General features: G+C 66.0%; 20 protein-coding genes. 11 read left to right on the top strand and 9 right to left on the bottom strand.

Annotated elements, in window-relative coordinates; genetic code table 11:
* Positions 1-142: 142 nt before the first annotated feature.
* From ACODS9_RS16590 to ACODS9_RS16575, 4 genes are all read left to right on the top strand, one after another.
* The gene (locus ACODS9_RS16590) at positions 143-2,899 is read left to right on the top strand and encodes a response regulator (RefSeq protein WP_401106390.1); all 2,757 of its coding nucleotides are present in this window, start codon (positions 143-145) and stop codon (positions 2,897-2,899) included.
* Positions 2,900-3,027: 128 nt separating this feature from the next.
* The gene (locus tag ACODS9_RS16585; RefSeq protein ID WP_046854524.1) at positions 3,028-4,017 is read left to right on the top strand and encodes a 2-hydroxyacid dehydrogenase; all 990 of its coding nucleotides are present in this window, start codon (positions 3,028-3,030) and stop codon (positions 4,015-4,017) included.
* Positions 4,018-4,209: 192 nt separating this feature from the next.
* Positions 4,210-4,644, top strand: coding sequence for a hypothetical protein (locus ACODS9_RS16580; protein ID WP_046854523.1), 435 nt, complete (start codon positions 4,210-4,212; stop codon positions 4,642-4,644).
* Entirely contained in the window at positions 4,645-5,049 is a 405-nt protein-coding gene (locus ACODS9_RS16575; RefSeq protein ID WP_489094312.1) for an META domain-containing protein, read from the top strand.
* Between the two features lie 74 nt (positions 5,050-5,123).
* On the opposite strand, the gene ACODS9_RS16570 is transcribed toward ACODS9_RS16575, so the two are convergent.
* Positions 5,124-5,591 (bottom strand): peroxiredoxin family protein, encoded by a 468-nt coding sequence (locus tag ACODS9_RS16570; protein WP_046854522.1) that lies wholly within the window; start codon positions 5,589-5,591, stop codon positions 5,124-5,126.
* Positions 5,592-5,677: 86 nt separating this feature from the next.
* On the opposite strand from ACODS9_RS16570, the gene arsC reads away from it, so the two are divergent.
* Genes arsC through ACODS9_RS16555 form a run of 3 tightly spaced genes read left to right on the top strand, consistent with a single transcriptional unit; the run spans position 5,678 to position 7,039 of the window.
* Complete coding sequence (gene arsC, locus ACODS9_RS16565) at positions 5,678-6,031, top strand: arsenate reductase (glutaredoxin) (RefSeq protein ID WP_489094311.1); 354 nt, start codon at positions 5,678-5,680, stop codon at positions 6,029-6,031.
* A complete protein-coding gene (gene wrbA, locus ACODS9_RS16560) occupies positions 6,028-6,633 on the top strand; it encodes an NAD(P)H:quinone oxidoreductase (protein WP_046854520.1) in 606 nt (201 codons plus the stop codon). The genes arsC and wrbA overlap by 4 nt, the downstream gene beginning before the upstream one ends.
* Positions 6,626-7,039, top strand: a complete 414-nt coding sequence (locus ACODS9_RS16555; protein WP_134691829.1) for a DUF2069 domain-containing protein — start codon at positions 6,626-6,628, stop codon at positions 7,037-7,039. Before wrbA ends, ACODS9_RS16555 begins: the two co-directional genes overlap by 8 nt.
* A gap of 33 nt (positions 7,040-7,072) precedes the next feature.
* On the opposite strand, the gene ACODS9_RS16550 is transcribed toward ACODS9_RS16555, so the two are convergent.
* Both ACODS9_RS16550 and ttcA read right to left on the bottom strand, forming a co-directional pair.
* The gene (locus ACODS9_RS16550) at positions 7,073-7,744 is read right to left on the bottom strand and encodes a DNA-3-methyladenine glycosylase I (RefSeq protein WP_489094310.1); all 672 of its coding nucleotides are present in this window, start codon (positions 7,742-7,744) and stop codon (positions 7,073-7,075) included.
* Between the two features lie 4 nt (positions 7,745-7,748).
* Positions 7,749-8,573 carry a tRNA 2-thiocytidine(32) synthetase TtcA gene (ttcA, locus tag ACODS9_RS16545; protein ID WP_023630777.1) on the bottom strand — a complete coding sequence of 275 codons (825 nt, stop codon included), beginning with the start codon at positions 8,571-8,573 and terminating at the stop codon, positions 7,749-7,751.
* A 263-nt stretch (positions 8,574-8,836) separates the two neighbouring features.
* Here ttcA and ACODS9_RS16540 point away from each other — a divergent pair, with 263 nt between their 5' ends.
* Positions 8,837-9,436, top strand: a complete 600-nt coding sequence (locus ACODS9_RS16540; protein ID WP_023630778.1) for a Yip1 family protein — start codon at positions 8,837-8,839, stop codon at positions 9,434-9,436.
* Between the two features lie 140 nt (positions 9,437-9,576).
* Entirely contained in the window at positions 9,577-10,071 is a 495-nt protein-coding gene (locus ACODS9_RS16535) for a SprT family zinc-dependent metalloprotease (RefSeq protein ID WP_046854519.1), read from the top strand.
* Between the two features lie 57 nt (positions 10,072-10,128).
* Here ACODS9_RS16535 and ACODS9_RS16530 read toward each other — a convergent pair whose 3' ends face one another.
* The 4 genes from ACODS9_RS16530 to ACODS9_RS16515 form a co-directional block, all read right to left on the bottom strand.
* Positions 10,129-11,451, bottom strand: coding sequence for a dicarboxylate/amino acid:cation symporter (locus ACODS9_RS16530; protein WP_023630780.1), 1,323 nt, complete (start codon positions 11,449-11,451; stop codon positions 10,129-10,131).
* Positions 11,452-11,844: 393 nt separating this feature from the next.
* Positions 11,845-13,185 carry an ATP-binding protein gene (locus ACODS9_RS16525; protein ID WP_489094309.1) on the bottom strand — a complete coding sequence of 447 codons (1,341 nt, stop codon included), beginning with the start codon at positions 13,183-13,185 and terminating at the stop codon, positions 11,845-11,847.
* Positions 13,182-13,859 (bottom strand): response regulator, encoded by a 678-nt coding sequence (locus tag ACODS9_RS16520; RefSeq protein ID WP_023632177.1) that lies wholly within the window; start codon positions 13,857-13,859, stop codon positions 13,182-13,184. Before ACODS9_RS16520 ends, ACODS9_RS16525 begins: the two co-directional genes overlap by 4 nt.
* 119 nt (positions 13,860-13,978) lie before the next feature.
* Positions 13,979-14,584 (bottom strand): outer membrane beta-barrel protein, encoded by a 606-nt coding sequence (locus ACODS9_RS16515; RefSeq protein WP_023632176.1) that lies wholly within the window; start codon positions 14,582-14,584, stop codon positions 13,979-13,981.
* A gap of 123 nt (positions 14,585-14,707) precedes the next feature.
* Here ACODS9_RS16515 and ACODS9_RS16510 point away from each other — a divergent pair, with 123 nt between their 5' ends.
* The gene (locus tag ACODS9_RS16510) at positions 14,708-15,499 is read left to right on the top strand and encodes a dienelactone hydrolase family protein (protein WP_489094308.1); all 792 of its coding nucleotides are present in this window, start codon (positions 14,708-14,710) and stop codon (positions 15,497-15,499) included.
* A gap of 159 nt (positions 15,500-15,658) precedes the next feature.
* Positions 15,659-16,360, top strand: coding sequence for a 4'-phosphopantetheinyl transferase family protein (locus tag ACODS9_RS16505; RefSeq protein WP_489094307.1), 702 nt, complete (start codon positions 15,659-15,661; stop codon positions 16,358-16,360).
* On the opposite strand, the gene ACODS9_RS16500 is transcribed toward ACODS9_RS16505, so the two are convergent.
* Both ACODS9_RS16500 and ACODS9_RS16495 read right to left on the bottom strand, forming a co-directional pair.
* Complete coding sequence (locus tag ACODS9_RS16500; RefSeq protein WP_023632361.1) at positions 16,357-17,961, bottom strand: ATP-binding protein; 1,605 nt, start codon at positions 17,959-17,961, stop codon at positions 16,357-16,359. The two genes, ACODS9_RS16505 and ACODS9_RS16500, sit on opposite strands and share 4 nt — an antisense overlap.
* Complete coding sequence (locus ACODS9_RS16495) at positions 17,958-18,653, bottom strand: response regulator (RefSeq protein ID WP_476260436.1); 696 nt, start codon at positions 18,651-18,653, stop codon at positions 17,958-17,960. The genes ACODS9_RS16500 and ACODS9_RS16495 overlap by 4 nt, the downstream gene beginning before the upstream one ends.
* Positions 18,654-19,394 lie beyond the last annotated feature (741 nt).

Below are 19,394 nucleotides of genomic sequence, written 5' to 3'. Positions count from 1 at the left end.
GGCAACCGTCGCCCGACTGACGCGCCATCTAAACAGCCGGCCTCACTTGGCAAACAAAAGCCTTACAAATGCCTGCGGCGCGGAGTAACGTTCCCGCTGATGCGCGAACAGCGCTTTTCAAGGCACATGACAGGAGACAGGTGTGCTCGACCGTTTGGGAATCCGCAGCCGCGTCCTGCTGCTGGCCTTGCTCCCCGCCAGCCTGATGGCCCTGGTGCTGGGCAGTTACTTCACCTGGTTGCAGCAGAGCGACCTGCGCACGCAGCTGCTGCAACGCGGCAAGATGATCGCCGAGCAGTTGGCGCCCCTGGCGGCGCCGGCCCTGGCCCGCCAGTCCCCGGCGCAACTGGAGCGCATCGCGGCCCAGGCCCTGGAGCAGGTCGACGTGCGCGCCGTGGCGTTCCTCACCGCCGACCGCACGCGCCTGGCCCACGCCGGCCCCAGCATGCTCAACCAGCCGCCCAGCGGCGGCACCGGCACGCAACTGCTGCAGCGCACCGGCAATGATGCCACCCGCTACCTGATGCCGGTGTTCGGCCATCACCGCGACCTGGCCACCGACGCCGTACCCGCCGAGGCCGAGCGCCTGCTCGGCTGGGTGGAGATCGAGCTGTCCCACGACGGCACCCTACTGCGCGGCTATCGCAACCTGTTCACCAGCCTGCTGCTGATCCTCGCCTGCCTGAGCCTGACCGCGCTGCTCGCCCTGCGCATGAGCCGCACCATCAACGACCCGATCAACCACATCAAGCACGCGGTCAACCAGCTCAAGGACGGCCACCTCGACGAGCGCCTGCCGGCCATGGGCAGCCACGAGCTCGACGAACTGGCCGCCGGCATCAACCGCATGGCCGAGACCCTGCACAGCGCCCACGAAGAGCTGCAGCACAGCATCGACCAGGCCACCGAGGACGTGCGCCAGAACCTGGAAACCATCGAGATCCAGAACATCGAGCTGGATATGGCACGCAAGGAGGCCCTGGAGGCCAGCCGCATCAAGTCCGAGTTCCTCGCCAACATGAGCCACGAGATCCGCACCCCGCTCAACGGCATCCTCGGCTTCACCCACCTGTTACAAAAGAGCGAGCTCAGCCCGCGTCAGCTCGACTACCTCGGCACCATCGAGAAATCCGCCGACAACCTGCTGGGGATCATCAACGAGATCCTCGACTTCTCCAAGATCGAGGCCGGCAAGCTGGTGCTCGACAGCATCCCGCTCAACCTGCGCGACCTGATCCAGGACACCCTGACCATCCTTGCCCCGGCCGCCCACGCCAAGCAGCTGGAGCTGCTCAGCCTGGTCTACCGCGACACCCCGCTGTCGCTGGTGGGCGACCCGTTGCGGCTCAAGCAGATCCTCACCAACCTGGTGAGCAATGCCATCAAGTTCACCCGCGAAGGCACCATCGTCGTGCGCGCCATGCTCGAGGACGAGCAGGAAGACAGCGTGCAACTGCGCATCAGCGTCCAGGACACCGGCATCGGCCTGTCGCCACAGGATGTGCGCACCCTGTTCCAGGCCTTCAGCCAGGCCGACAACTCGCTGTCACGCCAGCCCGGCGGTACCGGCCTGGGCCTGGTGATCTCCAAGCGCCTGATCGAACAGATGGGTGGCGAAATCGGCGTCGACAGCACGCCGGGCGAAGGCTCGCAGTTCTGGATCAGCCTCAACCTGCCCAAGGCCCACGACGACACCGAGGAGCAACCCGCCCAGGCCCTGGTCGGCCGTAGCGTGGCCATCGTCGACGGGCACGACCTGGCCCGCCAGGCATTGGAACACCAGCTCGAGGACTGCGGCCTGGCGGTCACCGTGTTCGCTTCCTGCGACCAACTGCTGCACGGCGTGCAGGCGGCAAGCCAGGCCGGGCAGCCGTTCGAATTCGCCGTGCTCGGGGTCAACCTCGGCAGCCTGGCGCCGGAACAACTGGGGCAGTACCACCAACAGCTCGAGCGCCTGGGTTGCCAGTGCGTGGTGCTGTGCCCCACCACCGAGCAGCCGCTCTACCACCCTTACCTGCCCAACGCCCACGGCCAGTTGCTGGCCAAGCCCACCTGCACACGCAAGCTGCGTCGCCTGCTGCTGGAGCTGGTGCAGCCGCGCCGGCCGGTGTGCGAGCAGCGCAGCAACGGCGGCCAACGCATGCCCAAGCTCCTGTGCGTCGACGACAACCCGGCCAACCTGCTGCTGGTGCAGACCCTGCTCGAAGGGATGGGCGCCGAGGTACTGGCGGTGAACAGTGGCTATGCCGCGGTGCAGGCCGTGCAGGACGAGCCCTTCGACCTGGTGCTGATGGATGTGCAGATGCCCGGCATGGATGGCCGTGCCTGCACCGAACAGATCCGCCAGTGGGAAGCCAGCCAGAGCGGCCCGCCCCTACCCATCGTGGCCCTCACCGCCCACGCCATGGCCAACGAAAAGCGCGCCCTGCTGCACAGCGGCATGGACGACTACCTGACCAAGCCGATCAGCGAGCGCCAGTTGGCCCAGGTGGTGATGAAATGGACCGGCCTGAGCCTGGGCTCACCGCCACAGGAACGCCCCAGTGAGCGCCTGCCCGACAGCAGCGAGCTGAAGGTGCTCGACCCGGAGGAAGGGCTGCGCCTGGCCGCCGGCAAGCCGGACCTGGCGGCGGATATGCTGGCCATGCTCCTGGCCTCGCTGGAGTCCGACCGCGAGGCCATCCAGGCCGCCCGCGACGCTGCCGACCGCAACGCCATGATCGAGCGGGTGCACCGGCTCAACGGCGCCTCGCGTTATTGCGGCGTACCGCAGTTGCGCGCGGCCTGCCAGCGCAGCGAGACCTTGCTCAAGCAGGACAGCCCCCAGGCGTTGCAGGCCCTGGACGAACTGGACCAGGCCATCAGCCGACTGGCCGAGCAGGCACGCGAAAGCGCCTGAATCCCCCACAGGCTTTGCAAGCGTCGTGGGAGCGGGGGTGCGACTTGCCCCGCGACAGGGCCGTCACAGATCAATACCCGATCTCCCTGACGGCCTAGACTGTTGCCGACTCACAGAAGGAAGCCCCCATGCGCGCCCTGTTGTTCAGCAGCCAGCACTACGACCAGGAAAGCTTCACCCGCGCCGCCAGCGCGAGCGCCCTGGAGCTGCACTACCAGTCCGCCCGCCTGACCCTGGACACCGCCGCCCTCGCCCAGGGCTTCGAGGTGGTCTGCGCCTTCATCAACGACGAGCTCAACGCACAGGTCCTGCAGCGCCTGGCCGCTGGCGGCACGCGCCTGATCGCCCTGCGCTCGGCCGGCTACAACCACGTCGACCTGGCTGCCGCGCAGCGCCTCGGGCTCAGCGTGGTGCGCGTCCCGGCCTACTCGCCGCACGCCGTCGCCGAACATGCCGTGGCCCTGATCCTGGCCCTCAACCGCCGCCTGCACCGGGCCTACAACCGCACCCGCGAAGGTGATTTCACCCTGCACGGCCTGACCGGCTTCGACCTGCACGGCAAGACCGTCGGCGTGGTCGGCACCGGCCAGATCGGCGCGGCCTTCGCCCGCATCATGGCCGGTTTCGGCTGCCAGCTGCTGGCCTACGATCCCTACCCCAACCCTGAGCTGGTCGCCCTCGGCGCCCGCTACCTGGAGCTGCCCGAGCTGCTGCGCCAGGCACGCATCATCAGCCTGCACTGCCCGCTCACCGAGCACACCCGCCACCTGATCAACGCCCAGAGCCTGGCCCAGCTGCAGCCCGGCGCCATGCTGATCAACACCGGCCGCGGCGCGCTGGTCGACACCCCGGCACTGATCGACGCGCTCAAGAGCGGCCAGCTCGGCTACCTGGGGCTGGATGTCTATGAAGAGGAGGCGCAGCTGTTTTTCGAGGACCGCTCCGACTTGCCGCTGCAGGACGACGTGCTGGCACGGCTGCTGACCTTCCCCAACGTGATCGTCACCGCGCACCAGGCGTTCCTTACCCGCGAGGCCCTGGATGCCATCGCGGCCACCACCCTGGACAACATCTCCCGCTGGGCGGCAGGCAATCCGCAGAATCTTGTAAACGGTTGATGCTAGTGTGGTGCTTTGCAAATACGACCCATAAGTCGCGCGTGATTTTTGTGCTCAAGCAAGGCGTCGCGACGAGTCGTAGCCCAGCTACGGCGAGGAGCGACAACGCAGCATGAGCGCAAAAAGCGCCGCGAATTAGGGTCGTTATTTGTGAAGCACCACACTAAGATACGCGGCATTTCTGGAGGACCCATGGTCGAACACGATTTCCGCTACACCCTTTTCAACCCGCAACACACCCTGATCGAGTGCCGCGCGCTGGTACCGGGCCGTTACCAGGTCACCGGCAACGGCGGCTCGATCCAGAAAGGCGACGCACTGCTGGTTTCGCTCAAAGGCAGCAAAACCCTGTCCATGCGCCTGACCGTGGACAGCGTGCGCCACCTGATCAACCCCACCGGGCAGTGGGTGGCCGTGGCCCAAGGGCCAGTATTCAACGAACTGGAAATCCACGAGTGGCAGGTCAAGTGCGACGGCTGCGACGCAGTACTGGACTTCGAGTTCGCCGTCGAAGCCAAGCTCGGCAAGAAGGGCCACGCCCCGGCAGCCACCGCCCGTGTCCAGGAGCTGGGCTGGGCCAGCCAGGGCGACAAGCACCTGTGCCCGCAGTGCCAGGAGCGCGCCTGAGTGAAACAGCTGCTGACCTGCGTGCTGATCGCCACCGGCCTGATGGGCTGCGCGTCGCAACCTTCGAAGCTGCAGCAGGAGCAAAGCTACCTGCTGGAGTGGATCGGTGAACGCCCGCTGATCGACTACAGCCACCTGACCCTGACCCTGGCCAGCGATGGCCGTGCCTATGGCAATGCCGGCTGCAACCACTGGTTCGCGCCCTATACGCTGGACGGCGAGCACTTAAGCTTCGGCAAGGTCGGCAAGACCCGCAAGCTGTGCGCGCCAGCGCTGATGGACCAGGAGAAACGTTTCCTGCAGGCGCTGGAGACGGTGCAGCGCTGGGACGTGTCGCCAATCGAGCAGATCCGCTTCTGGCCGGCCGAGGGCAAGCCGCTGCGGTTCTGGCCTGAGGAAGGCTGAAACCATCGCGGGGCAAGCCGGCTCCTACGTGGGAGCGACGGTGCGCCGATGCGACTTGCCCCGCGATGCAGGGTTCAGGCGCCGCCTTTCAACGCCTTGATCTTGGCCTGCAAGCCCTCGAGGGTCTGTTCGCCCAGCAATTGCTCACGCACCTTGCCCTTGTCATCGATGATATAGGTCACCGGCAGCGCCTCGCTGCGCGGCAGCTCATAGCGCTCGGCCGGGTCTTGCGCGAGCACGGTGAAGCCGATGCCGAGGGTCTCGGCGGCGGCCTTGAGGTCGGCGCCCTGCAAGCCATCGAAGTTCACCCCCAGCACCTTGATGCCCTGGGCATCCCACTGCTTCGCCGCAGCATTGAGCTCGGGGATTTCGGTACGGCACGGGCCGCACCATTCGGCCCAGTAATTGAGCACCAGCCAGTGCCCCTCGACCTGTTCGGCCTTCACCGTATTGCCGTGCTGGTCCACGCCGTAGTCCGCACCGCAGCCGCCGAGCAGCAGGCTCGCGGTGATGGCCAGTGCAGCTGCCAAACGCCTTGCCATGGGTCAATCCTTCTCGAAGTTTTCAAGCATTGAAGTCGGTCGCTGCGGTTAGAATAGCCGCCACACCCAGCTGGATGCGACCCGTCATGACCGATCTGACCCTCTATCATAACCCGCGCTGCTCGAAATCCCGCGGCGCCCTGGAACTGCTCGAGGCACGCGGCCTGGCGCCGACCATCGTGCGCTATCTCGAGACCCCGCCGGACGCCGCCACTCTCGAACAGCTGCTTGCCAAGCTGGGCATCGGCGCGCGCCAACTGCTGCGCACCGGCGAAGACGAATACAAGGCACTCGACCTGGCCAACTCGGCCCTGAGCGACGCTCAGCTGATCAAGGCGATGGTCGAGCATCCCAAGCTGATCGAGCGCCCGATCCTGGTCGCAGGCAACAAGGCCGTGATCGGTCGCCCACCCGAGAAGGTCCTGGAGATCCTGCCGTGAGCGAACCCTACATCCTGGTGCTGTATTACAGCCGCCACGGCTCGACCAGCGAGATGGCCCGGCACATTGCCCGCGGCGTCGAGATGGCCGGCCTGGAGGCGCGCCTGCGCACGGTGCCGGCGATCTCCACCGAGTGCGAAGCCGTGGCCCCGGACATCCCGGCCAGCGGCGCGCTGTACGCCACCCTCGACGACCTGCGCCACTGCGCAGGCCTGGCCATGGGCAGCCCGACCCGCTTCGGCAACATGGCCGCGCCGCTCAAGTACTTCCTCGACGGCACCAGCAGCCTGTGGCTGGGCGGCGAGCTGGTGGGCAAACCAGCGGCGGTGTTCACTTCCACCGCCAGCCTGCACGGCGGCCAGGAAACCACCCTGCTGTCGATGCTGCTGCCGCTGATGCACCACGGCATGCTGGTCACCGGCCTGCCCTACAGCGAGTCGGCGCTGCTCGATACCCGCGGCGGCGGCACCCCGTACGGCGCCAGCCACCATGCCGGTGCCGACGGCAAGCGCGAGCTGGACCAGCACGAGATCACCCTGTGCCGCGCCCTCGGCCAACGCCTGGCCAACACCGCCAAGGCCCTGGGTGGCCAGCGTGGCTAGAAAACCCAAGGTGCTGCCGCCACTGGAGTGGCTCGCCCCACGCGTACGGCTGACCCGCGCCCTGAGCCTGGCCTGCTTCTTCGGCCTGATCGCCCTGCTGGTGGTGAACAACCTGTGGTTCGCCAACCTGCACGGGGCGCGGGTCGAGGTGATCCTGGCCATCGAGCTGATCCCCCTGCTGCTGCTGCTGCCGGGCATGCTGATGGGCAGCGCCCGGGCGCATGCCTGGACCTGCTTCGTGGTCAATATCTACTTCATCAAGGGCGTGCTGGCCGCCTTCGACCCCGCCCGAGCGGTGTTCGGCTGGGTCGAAGTGCTGGTGAGCCTGGGGCTGTTCGTCAGCGGCTTGCTGTTCGTGCGCTGGAAGTTCCAGCAGGATCGACGCCTGGCCGGCGAAGGTGCCTGAACGTATCGGGGGCGCGTTGCGGCCCCCGCGATCTCAATGGTTGACGGTATGCGCCAGCATCACCGACAACTGGCACAGCGGCCGCCCGCTTTCGGCATGCCACTGATTGAACGCCTGCTGCACCAGTGCGAGGTCACGCAGGCTGGTCGGCGGCTTGTCGATGATCTTCTGGGCGATCAACGCGGCGGCCGTGTCGTCGGTGGGGATGAAGGTGTCCTTGCCGACCATGCGCAGGAAACGCGGAGCCGATAGTCCGCCCAGCTGGTTGCCATGCTTGGCCAGGTACTTCCACAGCCCGACGATATCGGTCTCGGGCCAGTCGGCGATGAACGCACCGAAACTGCCCTTCTCCTTCGCCACGTCGAGGATCATCTGCGCATTGCGCGGCACGCTCTTGAGCTTGCCCAGATGGCGGATGATGCGCTCGTCCTGCATCAGCCGCTCCAGGTGCTCGGCGCCCATCAGCACCACTTTCTCCGGGTCGAAGCCAAAGAACACCTGCTCGAACGCCGGCCACTTGGCATCCACCAGGCTGTGCTTGAGCCCGGCGCGGAACACGCGCAGGGCCAGGGTCGACAGGTAGCGGTCGTCGGTGATGTCACGCAGCTGCGCGGGTGTGCGCGGCTGCGGCAGGAAGGCTTCCAGCGCCTGGGCCGAACCGAAGCGGTTCAGGCAGTACTCATGCAACCACTGGTAGTCGCGCATAAGGTCAGATGTTCAGCACGTCGAGAAAGCGCGGGGTGGCGCTCTCGTCGATCTTCAGGCTGGTGAAGTCGAACAGGTTGCGGTCGGCCAGCTGCGACGGCGCGACGTTCTGCAGGGCGCGGAAGATACTCTCGGTACGGCCAGGGTGCTTGCGCTCCCACTCCACCAGCATGTCCTTGACCACCTGGCGCTGCAGGTTTTCCTGCGAGCCGCACAGGTTGCACGGGATGATCGGGAATTCCTTCATGTCCGAGTAGGCCTGGATGTCCTTCTCGCTGCAGTAGGCCAGCGGGCGGATCACCACGTTGCGCCCGTCATCGGCGCGCAGCTTCGGCGGCATGCCCTTGAGCGCGCCGTTGAAGAACATGTTGAGGAAGAAGGTCTCGACGATGTCGTCGCGGTGGTGCCCCAGGGCCATCTTGGTCGCGCCGATCTCGTCGGCGAAGGTGTACAGGGTGCCGCGGCGCAGGCGCGAGCACAGCGAGCAGGTAGTCTTGCCCTCGGGCACCAGCTCCTTGACCACCGAGTAGGTGTCCTTCTCGACGATGTGGTACTCGACGCCCAGCTCCTTGAGGTAGGCCGGCAGCACGTGCTCGGGGAAGCCCGGCTGCTTCTGGTCCATGTTCACCGCGACGATCTCGAACTTGATCGGCGCCACCTTCTGCAGGTGCAACAGAACGTCGAGCATGGTGTAGCTGTCCTTGCCGCCGGACAGGCAGACCATGACCTTGTCGCCATCCTCGATCATGTTGAAGTCGGTGATGGCTTCGCCGGCGAGGCGACGCAGGCGTTTTTGCAGTTTGTTCTGGTTGACCGAGAGGGTGCCCATAGCGCTTGGATCCGCGAGGTGTGACAAAAGCCGACTATTTTACGCACAAACCGGGCGGCGCAGTAGGTGAATCCGATAAAGACTTCAAGGGAATCAACAACCGTCCTGACAGCGCGATTTGCTCTAAAAAGCCGGTTTTGTGCAGGAATCCGCTTCCTATACTGCGACATAAGGCCACATTGGCGCAGCACCTGGTGTCCTGGCCTCGGGCCATAGGCGCTCCATCCGGGGGGCGTTTGGCAACGACGATAGGAGTGACCCGTATGATTCATCACGTTGTTGGGCTGTTCACCCACCCCGACCAGGAGTGGCGGGAGATTCGTGGCGAGGATGAAAGCATCAGCCACATGTACCTGACACACACGCTGATCCTGGCGGCGATTCCCGCCGTGTCGGCGTTCATCGGCACCACCCAGGTCGGCTGGGTGATCGGCGAGCGGCCAGCCGTGATGCTGACCATGGAAAGCGCATTGTGGATGAGCATCATGTCCTACCTGGCGATGCTCGCAGGCGTGGCGGTGATGGGTGCCTTCATCCACTGGATGGCGCGCACCTACGACGCCAACCCGAGCATGGCGCAGTGCATCGCCTTTGCCACCTACACCGCCACGCCGCTGTTCATCGGCGGCCTTGCGGCGCTGTACCCGCACCTGTGGCTGGGCATGCTGATCGGCACGGCGGCGATCTGCTACACCGTGTACCTGCTGTATGTCGGCTTGCCGACCTTCATGAACATACCGTCGGATGAAGGCTTCCTGTTCTCCAGCTCGGTGCTGGCGGTGGGCCTCGTGGTTCTGGTGGCGATCATGGCCGCGACCGTGATCATCTGGGGACTGGGCGTGGGGCCCGTCTATACCAACTGAACGCATACCAACCAGATCCAACCAACACTGGGGCATCACCGAGGCCGCCGCAAGGCGGCCTCGCTTCGTGTGCCTGACCGGCGGCTCGGCAGCCGCCCGTTGCCTGCGGCATAATGCCCGGTCAGGAGAACTACCCCGCCATGCCCGAGCTGCTCAGACAACGCGTCGAAACCTGTTACCAGCAAGCCGAAACCTTCTTCAAACGCCCCTTCCCGCGCCCGCAGGTCAGCTTCAAGCTGCGCGGACAGAAGGCCGGCGTCGCCCACCTGCACGAGAACCTGCTGCGCTTCAACCTGCAGCTGTACCGCGAGAACGCCGAAGACTTCCTGCGCCAGACCGTGGCCCACGAGGTCGCCCACCTGATCGCCCACCAGCTGTTCGGCGAGCGCATCCAGGCCCATGGCGAGGAGTGGCAGCTGATCATGCGCGGGGTGTACGAGCTGCCGCCGAACCGCTGCCACAACTACGAGGTACAGCGGCGCGTGGCGACACGCTACATCTACCGTTGCCCGTGCCCGGAAAGCGATTTCCCGTTCACCGCCCAGCGCCACAAGCTGGTACGCCAGGGGCGGCGCTACCTGTGCCGGCGCTGCCGGGAGATCCTGGTGTACAGCGGCGAAACACGGGTCGAATAATCGTCAACGCATGAAAAAGGCGACCCGAGGGTCGCCTTTTCGCATTTCAACTCACGCTCAACGCGCCGGGCCTTCAGCCACGCCCAGGTCGTCGGTCGGACGGGTGTCGATCAGCGGCGAGCCGCCAGACGCCAGTTCGGCCTGCAGGGTGTCGGTGTCCAGCTCCTTGACCCACTTGGCCACGACCACGGTGGCCACGGCGTTGCCGATCAGGTTGGTCAGGGCGCGGGCTTCGGACATGAAGCGGTCGATACCCAGGATCAGCGCCAGGCCGGCAACCGGCAGGTGGCCGACGGCCGACAGGGTGGCGGCCAGGACGATGAAGCCGGAACCTGTGACGCCCGCGGCACCCTTGGAGGCCACCAGCAGCACCAGCAGCAGGGTGATCTGGTGGGTGATGTCCATGGTGGTGTCGGTGGCCTGGGCGATGAACACCGCGGCCATGGTCAGGTAGATCGAGGTACCGTCCAGGTTGAACGAGTAGCCAGTCGGGATCACCAGGCCAACCACCGATTTCTTCGCGCCCAGGCGCTCCATCTTGGCCAGCATGCGCGGCAGGGCCGACTCGGAGGACGAGGTGCCCAGCACGATCAGCAGCTCTTCACGGATGTAGCGGATCAGCTTGATCACGCTGAAGCCGTGGGCGCGGCAGATACCGCCCAGCACCACCAGGACGAACAGCAGGCAAGTGATGTAGAAGCAGGCCATCAGGTAGCCCAGCTGCACCAGCGAACCCACGCCGTACTGGCCGATGGTGAAGGCCATGGCACCGAAGGCGCCGATCGGGGCCAGCTTCATGATCATGTTGATGATGTTGAACATGACATGGGCGAAGCGGTCGATCAGGTCCAGCACCGGCTTGCCGTAGCTGCCCAGGCGGTGCAAGGCGAAGCCGAACAGCACCGAGAACATCAGCACTTGCAGGATGTCGCCGTTGGCGAAGGCGCCGACCACGGTGTTGGGGATGACATTGAGCAGGAAGCCGACGGTGGTCTGCTGCGCGCCGGCGGCGGCATAGGCAGCCACGCTGCTGGCGTTGAGGGTGCTGACGTCGACGTGCATGCCGGCGCCCGGCTGCACCACGTTGACTACCACCAGGCCGATGATCAGGGCGATGGTGGAGACGATCTCGAAGTACAGCAGCGCGTAACCGCCGGTCTTGCCGACCGACTTCATGCTTTGCATGCCCGCGATGCCGCTGACCACGGTGCAGAAGATGATCGGCGCGATGACCATCTTGATCAGCTTGACGAAGCCGTCACCCAGGGGTTTGAGGGCTACGCCGGTTTCCGGGTAGTAGTGGCCGAGCAGGATACCGATGGTGATCGCGACGATCACCTGGACATACAGCGATTTGTACAGCGGCTGACGAGTCGTCATGGCTAGTTTTTCCTCAAGTGGGCCGGCGCATCCTTCCCAGGATGTCGGGGCACCTGAATCGCGAACCCTCCTGTACCCGGAGGGATTTGTCGTTGTGTTCGAGCGCCTGGGCAGGCCTCTGCCAGGTGAATAGCAAGGGCGATGCCAAAGTGCCCGCTCGAGGTGCACAGCCAATGATTACAGGGTGTGAATGCCCCGGGACGGGGCGCAAAAGCCGGTAGGAAATGGCGGATTTCCGCCCGATGGCGGAAATCGTACAGGGCGGGTTGGCGGATTTCCGCCCAGCGCGCTTCCTGTAGGAGCGGCTTTAGCCGCGAAGCCAGCGACGCGGTGCATGGCACCGGCTGGGCCGGTGATCGCGGCTAAAGCCGCTCCTACAAGTCTTGCGCGACTTCAATCGAGCCGGAAAGCGATGCGGAACGCAGCCCCGCCCAATTCGGAGTCGCCCAGGCTCAACTCGGCGTCATAGCTGTCGATGATGTCCTTGACCACCGCCAGGCCGATCCCCTGCCCGGGGTGCTGGCGGTCCAGCCGCTCGCCGCGCTCGAGAATGCGCTCACGCTGGTCGGGCGGCACGCCCGGGCCGTCGTCCTCGATCCACAGCTCCAGTTGCCCCAGCGCTTCGCGCAGGCTGACCCGCACCTGCCCCAGGCACAACCGGTAGGCGTTCTCCAGCAGGTTGCCGAGCAGCTCGAGCAAAGCCCCCTGCTCCATAGGCACCCGCGCATCGGCCGGCAGATCGAAACCGACCTCGACGCGTTTGTCGCGATAGACCTTGGCCAAGGTGCTGCACAGGCTGTCGAGCAACGGCTTGAGCTCGACCTGGTGCTTTACCAGGCCACTCTTGCGCAGGCTGGCGCGTTGCAATTGGTAGTCGATCTGCTGGCTCATGCGCTCGATCTGGCTCTGCAGCACCCGCGCCTGCTCGCGGTCGCCCTGCTCCATACTCTCGCCCACGCCCTGCAGCACCGCCAGCGGGGTCTTGAGGCTATGGGCCAGGTCGTCGAGCGAGTCACGGTAGCGCTGGCGCTGTTCGCGCTCGCTGCGCAGCAGACGGTTGAGCGAGCCGGTCAGGCGCAGCAGCTCGCGTGGATGTTCACGGCTGAGCCCATCCCGCGCGCCGCTCTCCACGTCATCCAGCTCGGAGCTGAGCCGGCGCAGCGAGCGCAGGCCCCAGGTCAGGCCGGCCCACAGCAGCACCATCAGCGCCAGCAGCGCCGCGCCGAAGCCGAAGTAGAGTTTCTCGCGCAGGCCATTGAGGGTGTCCTGGTATTCGCGGACCGGTTGCAGGGCGACGATGCTGAACGCCGCGCTCTTGCCGCCAAGAAGCTTGACCTCGACGTCATAGACGAAGAACTCCTCGCCGTCGTCCTGGTGAATACGGGCGAATTCGTTGCCACGCCCGTCATAGCGCGGGTGGTAGTTGATGTTGCGGTTGCGCGTGGCCCGCGACTGCCAGACCAGCTTGCCCTGGCGGTCGAAGATGTAGCCGAGCAAGCCTGTATACGGCAGGTTGAAGCGTTCGTCCGGCAGCAGCGCCGGCATCTGCAACTGGCCACGCTCTATGCGCGCAGCGGAAATCAGCGTGGTCACGTCCGAGGCCAGGCGCTGCTCGATGGACTCCTGCAACGCCAGGCTGAAGGCCTTCTGCAGCGCCGGCAGCAGCGCCAGCATGAACAGCAGCGCCAGCAACGCCGCCGCCAGCATCAGGCGCACCCGCAGCGAGCGGATCATCGGCAGCGCTCGGTGAACAGGTAGCCCAGGCCACGCACGGTGTCGATCGGCTTGAAGCCGTTGTCGCCCTCGAGCTTGCGACGCAGGCGGCCGACCAGCACCTCGATGACATTCGGGTCGCGCTCCTCGTCGTCCGGGTACAGCTGTTCCATCAGCCGGTCCTTGGCCACCACCTGCTGGTGATGACGCATGAGGTACTCGAGGATGCGGTATTCGTAGGCGGTCAGCGCCAGCGGTTGCTCGTCCAGGGTGGCCTGCTTGCGGTTGAGGTCGAGCACCAGCGGGCCGGCGGCGATGGTCGACTGGGTGAAGCCGCTGGAGCGGCGCAGCAAGGCGTTCAGGCGCGCCTCCAGCTCTTCGAACTGGAACGGCTTGACCACGTAATCGTCAGCACCGGCGGCCAGGCCCTCGACCTTGTCCTGCCAGTTGCCGCGGGCAGTAAGGATCAGGATCGGGAAGGTCTGGCCAAGGTTGCGCAACTGACGGATCAGGTCCAGCCCGCTCATGCCCGGCAGGCCCAGGTCGATCACCGCCAGGTCATGGTTGTACTGCTCGGCCTGGTACAAGGCTTCCTCGGCGTTGGCCACCGCCTGCACCACATGGCCGCCCTCGCCGAGGCGGGTGAACAGGTGATGACGCAGCAGCGCCTCGTCCTCGACCACCAGCAATTTCATGCAGTTCTCCTTACTCGGGTTCGCCGGTTCGATTGCGCTCGCGGGGCAAACCCACTCCCACGCAGGCGCATGGGAGCGGGCTTGCCCCGCGCTGAGACCGGTACAGGATAACAGCGACGTCAGAACTTGTAGCTCGCCGCCAGGTAGGTCTGCGCGCTGCTGGTCAGGCGCAGGGTGCCGTCCTTCGGCCCGCCGTGGGCGCCGATCTCGGTGGCGGCGTTGCTGCGCAGGTAACGGTAGCCCATCTCCACCGAGGCCTTGTCGGTGATTTCCTGGATCACGCCGGCCTGCAGGCCCACGGCATAGCCGTAGTCGGTGTCGCGGCTGGCGCCCGGCGAGTCCTGGGTCAGCTTGGTCATGCCCAGGGTGCCGCCACCGAACAGCTTGGTGGTATCACCCACCGGCAGGAACAGGTCGTAGCTGCCGAGCAGGTTTTCCTGGCGCAGCTTGACGCCGCTGTGGTCGCCCGAGACGTTGTCGTAGGTCATGTAGTAGCGGCCCTGGTCGTTGATCTTGCCCAGGCGCACGCCCCAGGTGCTGTCCTTGCCGATGATGCCGTCGGCGTTCAGGCCGTCGGTGTTGCGTTGCAACAGGCCGGACTTGCGCACTTTGTCGCTGGTCTGGCCGTAGGTCAGGCTGGCGAAGTTGTCATCGGCCTGGGCGGCGGTGGTAAGGCCGGCGGCGCAAACCGCCATGGCGGCGATCAGGGTATTGAGCGTTTTCATGGTTCAGGTACTCCGGGTTGGATGCGTTGTTTCTGTCTGGGGACTAGAGTAGGGAGGGCGCCCTGAACCCCTGCTGAACCCGGCCTGAACCTGGGCTGAACGAACCGAACAAGGAGCTCGACCATGCGTACCCTGCTTGCACTGGCCCTGTTGTGCGGCGCCACCCTCGCCCAGGCGGCGGTGCAGACCCGCGAGATCCCCTACCAGGATGCCGACGGCAACCGCCTGATCGGCTACTACGCCTACGACGACGCCGTCGAGGGCAAGCGCCCGGGCGTGGTGGTGGTGCATGAATGGTGGGGGCTGAACGACTACGCCAAGCGCCGCGCCCGCGACCTCGCGGCGCTGGGCTACAACGCCCTGGCCATCGACATGTACGGCGACGGCAAGAACACCGAGCACCCGCAGGATGCCCAGGCGTTCATGGCCGCGGCAATGAAGGACCCAGCGGCCGCCGCCCGGCGCTTCGATGCCGGGCTGGAGCTGCTGAAGATCCAGCCCAACACCAACAAGCACCAGCTGGCGGCCATCGGCTACTGCTTTGGCGGCAAGGTGGTGCTGGACGCGGCACGCCGCGGTGAGAAGCTCGACGGCGTGGTGAGCTTCCATGGCGCGCTGGTGACCCAGACGCCGGCCAAGCCGGGGGTGATCCGGGCCAAGATCTTGGTGGAGCATGGCGAGGCCGACAGCATGGTCACCCCGGAGCAGGTGGCGGCGTTCAAGGCGGAGATGGATGCGGCGAAGGCCGACTACAAGTTTGTCGGTATTCCGGGGGCCAAGCATGGCTTCACCAACTCGGATGCCGACCGGTTGAGCCATGGCGAGCATGGCGGGCCGGATATCGGCTATGACAAGGCGGCTGACGAGAGCTCATGGAAGGATATGCAGGCGTTCCTGAAGGATGCGCTCGACTGATGATCGCCGGGGCCGCTTTGCGGCCCTTTCGCCGGCAAGCCGGCTCCCACAAAAGATGGCGACGCCCCCTGTGGGAGCCGGCTCGCCGGCGAAAGGGCTGCGCAGCAGCCCCAAAATCTGTGCTCCACCACCGGCCACCAGGCTGGCACAATACCCGCCATGAACAGACTTCCCACCTGCTGCGCCCCGCTCCAGCACCATTGGCCCCTGCCGCGCCCGGTCCCTGGCGCGGTGCTGGTCAGCTGCGCCTTCGACCCGACCAAGCTCGCGCCGGACGATTTCCAGCGCGCCGGCATCGAACAGACCGCCAGCCTGCAACGCTCGGTGGCCAAGCGCCAGGCCGAGTACCTGGCAGGCCGAGTCTGCGCCCGTGCAGCCTTGCAACACCTGGATGGCCGCGACTACGCGCCCGCTGCCCATGAGGACCGCTCGCCGATCTGGCCCGCCGGCATCCACGGCTCGATCACCCACGGCCAGGGCTGGGCCGCCGCCGTGGTGGCTACCGACGGCCAATGCCGCGGCCTAGGGCTGGACCAGGAAACCCTGCTCGGCGAAGACCGCGCCGAACGCCTCGCCGGGGAGATCCTCACCCCCGCGGAACTGGAACGCCTGGACCGCAGCCAACAGGCCCTGGCCGTGACCCTGACCTTCTCGCTCAAGGAAAGCCTGTTCAAGACGCTCTACCCGCTGACGAAAAAGCGCTTCTATTTCGAGCACGCCGAACTGCTGGAATGGTCCGCCGACGGCCACGCCCGCCTGCGCCTGCTCACCGACCTGTCGGCCGAGTGGCACCACGGCGTCGAGCTGGATGGCCAGTTCTGCCTGCAGGACGGCCACCTGCTCAGCCTGATCAGCGTTTAATCGCGCGGCTGCTCCCGCGGCCAGCTCAGGCTGAAACACGCCCCGCCCAACTGCTCGCTGTGCCCGACCAGGGCGCGGCCGCCGTGCCAGTAGATGATCCGCCGCACGATCGACAGCCCCAGGCCATGCCCGCCCGAGGCCCGGGTGCGACTGTCGTCGAGGCGGGTGAAGGGGGTGAAGATACGGTGCCATACGCCCTCGGGAATGCCGGGGCCGTCGTCCTCCACATCGATGCGGCAACGTTGCTGCCCCAGGTGATAGCTCACGCGCACTTCGGATTCGGCATGGCGCATGGCATTGCGCACCAGGTTCTGCAGGGCCCGGTGCAGGTAGCGCGGCTCGGCCTCGACCCGGGCGTCGCCGCCGTCGAGCCCGTGGCATTCGCCGCGCACCACCCGCACCTCGGCGCGCAGCGGCGCCAGCTCCTCGATCACCCGCGCCAGCAGCTCGTCCAGATCCACCACCTGGAAATGCAGGGCCGGCGCGCCCTGCTCCAGGCGGGCGTAGGTCAGCATCTCGTCGACCAGCTTGTCCAGATCCTGGATATCGCCGTCCATGCCCGCCAGGTGCTTGGCCCGGGCCTCGTCGCTGCCGGCGCTCTCGATCATCTCCAGGCCGAAGCGCAGCCGCGCCACCGGGGTGCGCAGCTCGTGGGACACTGCCCGCACCAGCTCGCGCTGCATGGTCAATGAACGCTGCAGGTGCTCGGCCATGCCGTTGAAGGCCTCGGCCAGGCGCCCCACCGAGTCGGCATCGCCGGCCGGCACCCGGGTGTCGAGGCTGCCCTGGGCGATGCGCGTGGCCGCCACCTCCAGGCCCGACACCCGCCGCTCCAGCTGGCGCACCAGCAGGTAGACCACCAGGCCGATCAGGCACAGGCCGAGAAAGGCGATCAGGATCAGCAACTGCGGCGGATAAGGATTGAGCTGATACAAGGGGCCGATCTCCAGCACCCAGGGCGAACCAGACAGCCCCGAGAACACGCGGATCGAATCGCCGTCCCTGCCGAGGGCCATCACCGTGTCGCCCTCCTCCACACGGCGACGCTGGTCGTCGTCCAGGGCGGCGCGCTCGATGCGCTGCAAGGCGATGTCGAAACCGAAGCCCTTGCTCTGCCGCAGCTGCGCCAGGCGCGCCTGCTGCTCGGTCACCGGATAGCGCACCAGCTCGTCGGCCAACAGGTAAAGGGTGGCGCGGGCCAGCTGCTCGCTGATCTGCTTGACCTCGGCCACCAGCAGCAGGTCCTCGTGGCCAACCCGACGCAGCACCCGGGCGGCATGCGGGCCGGTCTTCTCCACCACCACCAGGTCACGGTACAGCCGTGCCCGCTGCCCGCCGTCGAGGGTAAACGCCGACAGCGGTTGCAGGTCCAGCGGCACGCCGAGCAGGCGCTCCCAGATCACCAGCGAACGGGTGCGCTCCACCGCGTTCTGCTGCGCCAGGTTGTCGGCCATCAGGCTGAAGGTGCCCTGGGCCAGGCGCTCGCGGTGCTGGCCGGCGCGGATCTCGTTGAGCAGGTGCAGGCTCAGCACACCGAGTACGGCCACCAGCACCAGCACTGCGAGCATGCCGCCATAGATGCGCAGGAAGATCGAGTTCATGGCGCCTCGCCGACGAACAGGTAGCCCTTGCTGCGCAGGGTCTTGATCAGCCGCGGGGTGATCGGGTCGTCGCCGATCTTGGGGCGAATCTTGGAGATGCGCACATCGATGGAGCGGTCCTGGCCGTCGTAGCCGACGCCGCGCAGCGAGGTAAAGATCTCCTCGCGCGACAGCACGCGCCCGGCGTTGCTGGCCAGCAGCCAGAGCAGGTCGAATTCGGCGCCGGTCAGGTCGACCAACTGGCCGTGCAGGCGTGCCTCACGCTGGCGGCTGTCTATATGCAGGGGGCCGAAGCTCAGGTCCTGGCGGCGCTCCGGGGCGTCGCTGCGGCGCAGCAGGGCGTTGATACGCGCCAGCAGCACGCGCGGACGCACCGGTTTGCATACGTAGTCGTCGGCGCCCAGGTCCAGGCCCTGGATCTGGTCGAGCTCGTCGCTGCGGGCGGTGAGCATGAGGATGGGGCCGGCGTACTGGCCGCGCACGCGGCGGCAGATGCTCAGGCCGTCTTCGCCGGGCAGCATGAGGTCGAGGATCACCAGGTCCGGCTGGCTGTCGATGATACGCCGCGCGGCGCGGCCACCGTCGCCCTCCACCGCCACTTCGAAGCCGTTGGCCTGGAGGTATTCGGCAGTCAGTTCGGCCAGGCGCTGGTCGTCCTCGACGATCAGGATGCGATTGATTGGCTGGTCCATGGCCTCCCCTTCTTCTGGTTATTGTCTGGCCTTGTGTCCGTGCCGGCCTTATCGCGGGGCCAGCACAACCCTTTGATTGCAGCGCGAATCCGCCTTCACCAAAGCGCAATATCAGCCCCGGATACTACGTCCCGCCCCCACCCCTGCCAACCACCGCAAACAGCCCTCGACTGAACCGTTTTTTGTGATAGGGTGCGCGCCCTAAAAAATCTTCGCGGCGGCGTAGCACAGGCAAAAAATAGTGCAAACCTCTTGGGACAAGGCCTACAGCGAATACCCACGGATGACTCACAAAGTACCCACAAGTTATCCACAGGCGCCGACCTTGCAAAGCCCCCTGGACCGCATTATCTTGTATCCCTATCGCAGCGAACCACTAGATATTGGGTTTTGCGCAAAATCACAAACACAAGTCAACAGGCAAATTCAAGCGAATTTACTGACTGAACTTAAGGTGATTTCAACAGCCAAACCGCTCCTGCGGAGGGCGACCGAGGCAAGCCGCAGACGGCCTTGTTCGGGTATGAGTGTTGCAGGCAAGGCCCGCACTCATCAGCAACAGATTTTGGGTACGCCCAGAACCTTTGACTTCGGCCAGGGAGCGGCAGGTTACTGCCCCTAATTCCTGAGTCTGTCCCGAAGTCGGTAAGCCCGAGCGGGCGGATGCGTGTGCTTCACGCGCATCCCCGCCCGGGCCATCGAGCAAGTGGACGGAACGGTGGCGCCCGACAACGGCGCCTG

Source organism: Pseudomonas sp. FG36 (assembly GCF_057809275.1).
Note: the sequence above shows the minus strand (reverse complement) of the source record. Positions and strands in the feature narration are given on the sequence as shown.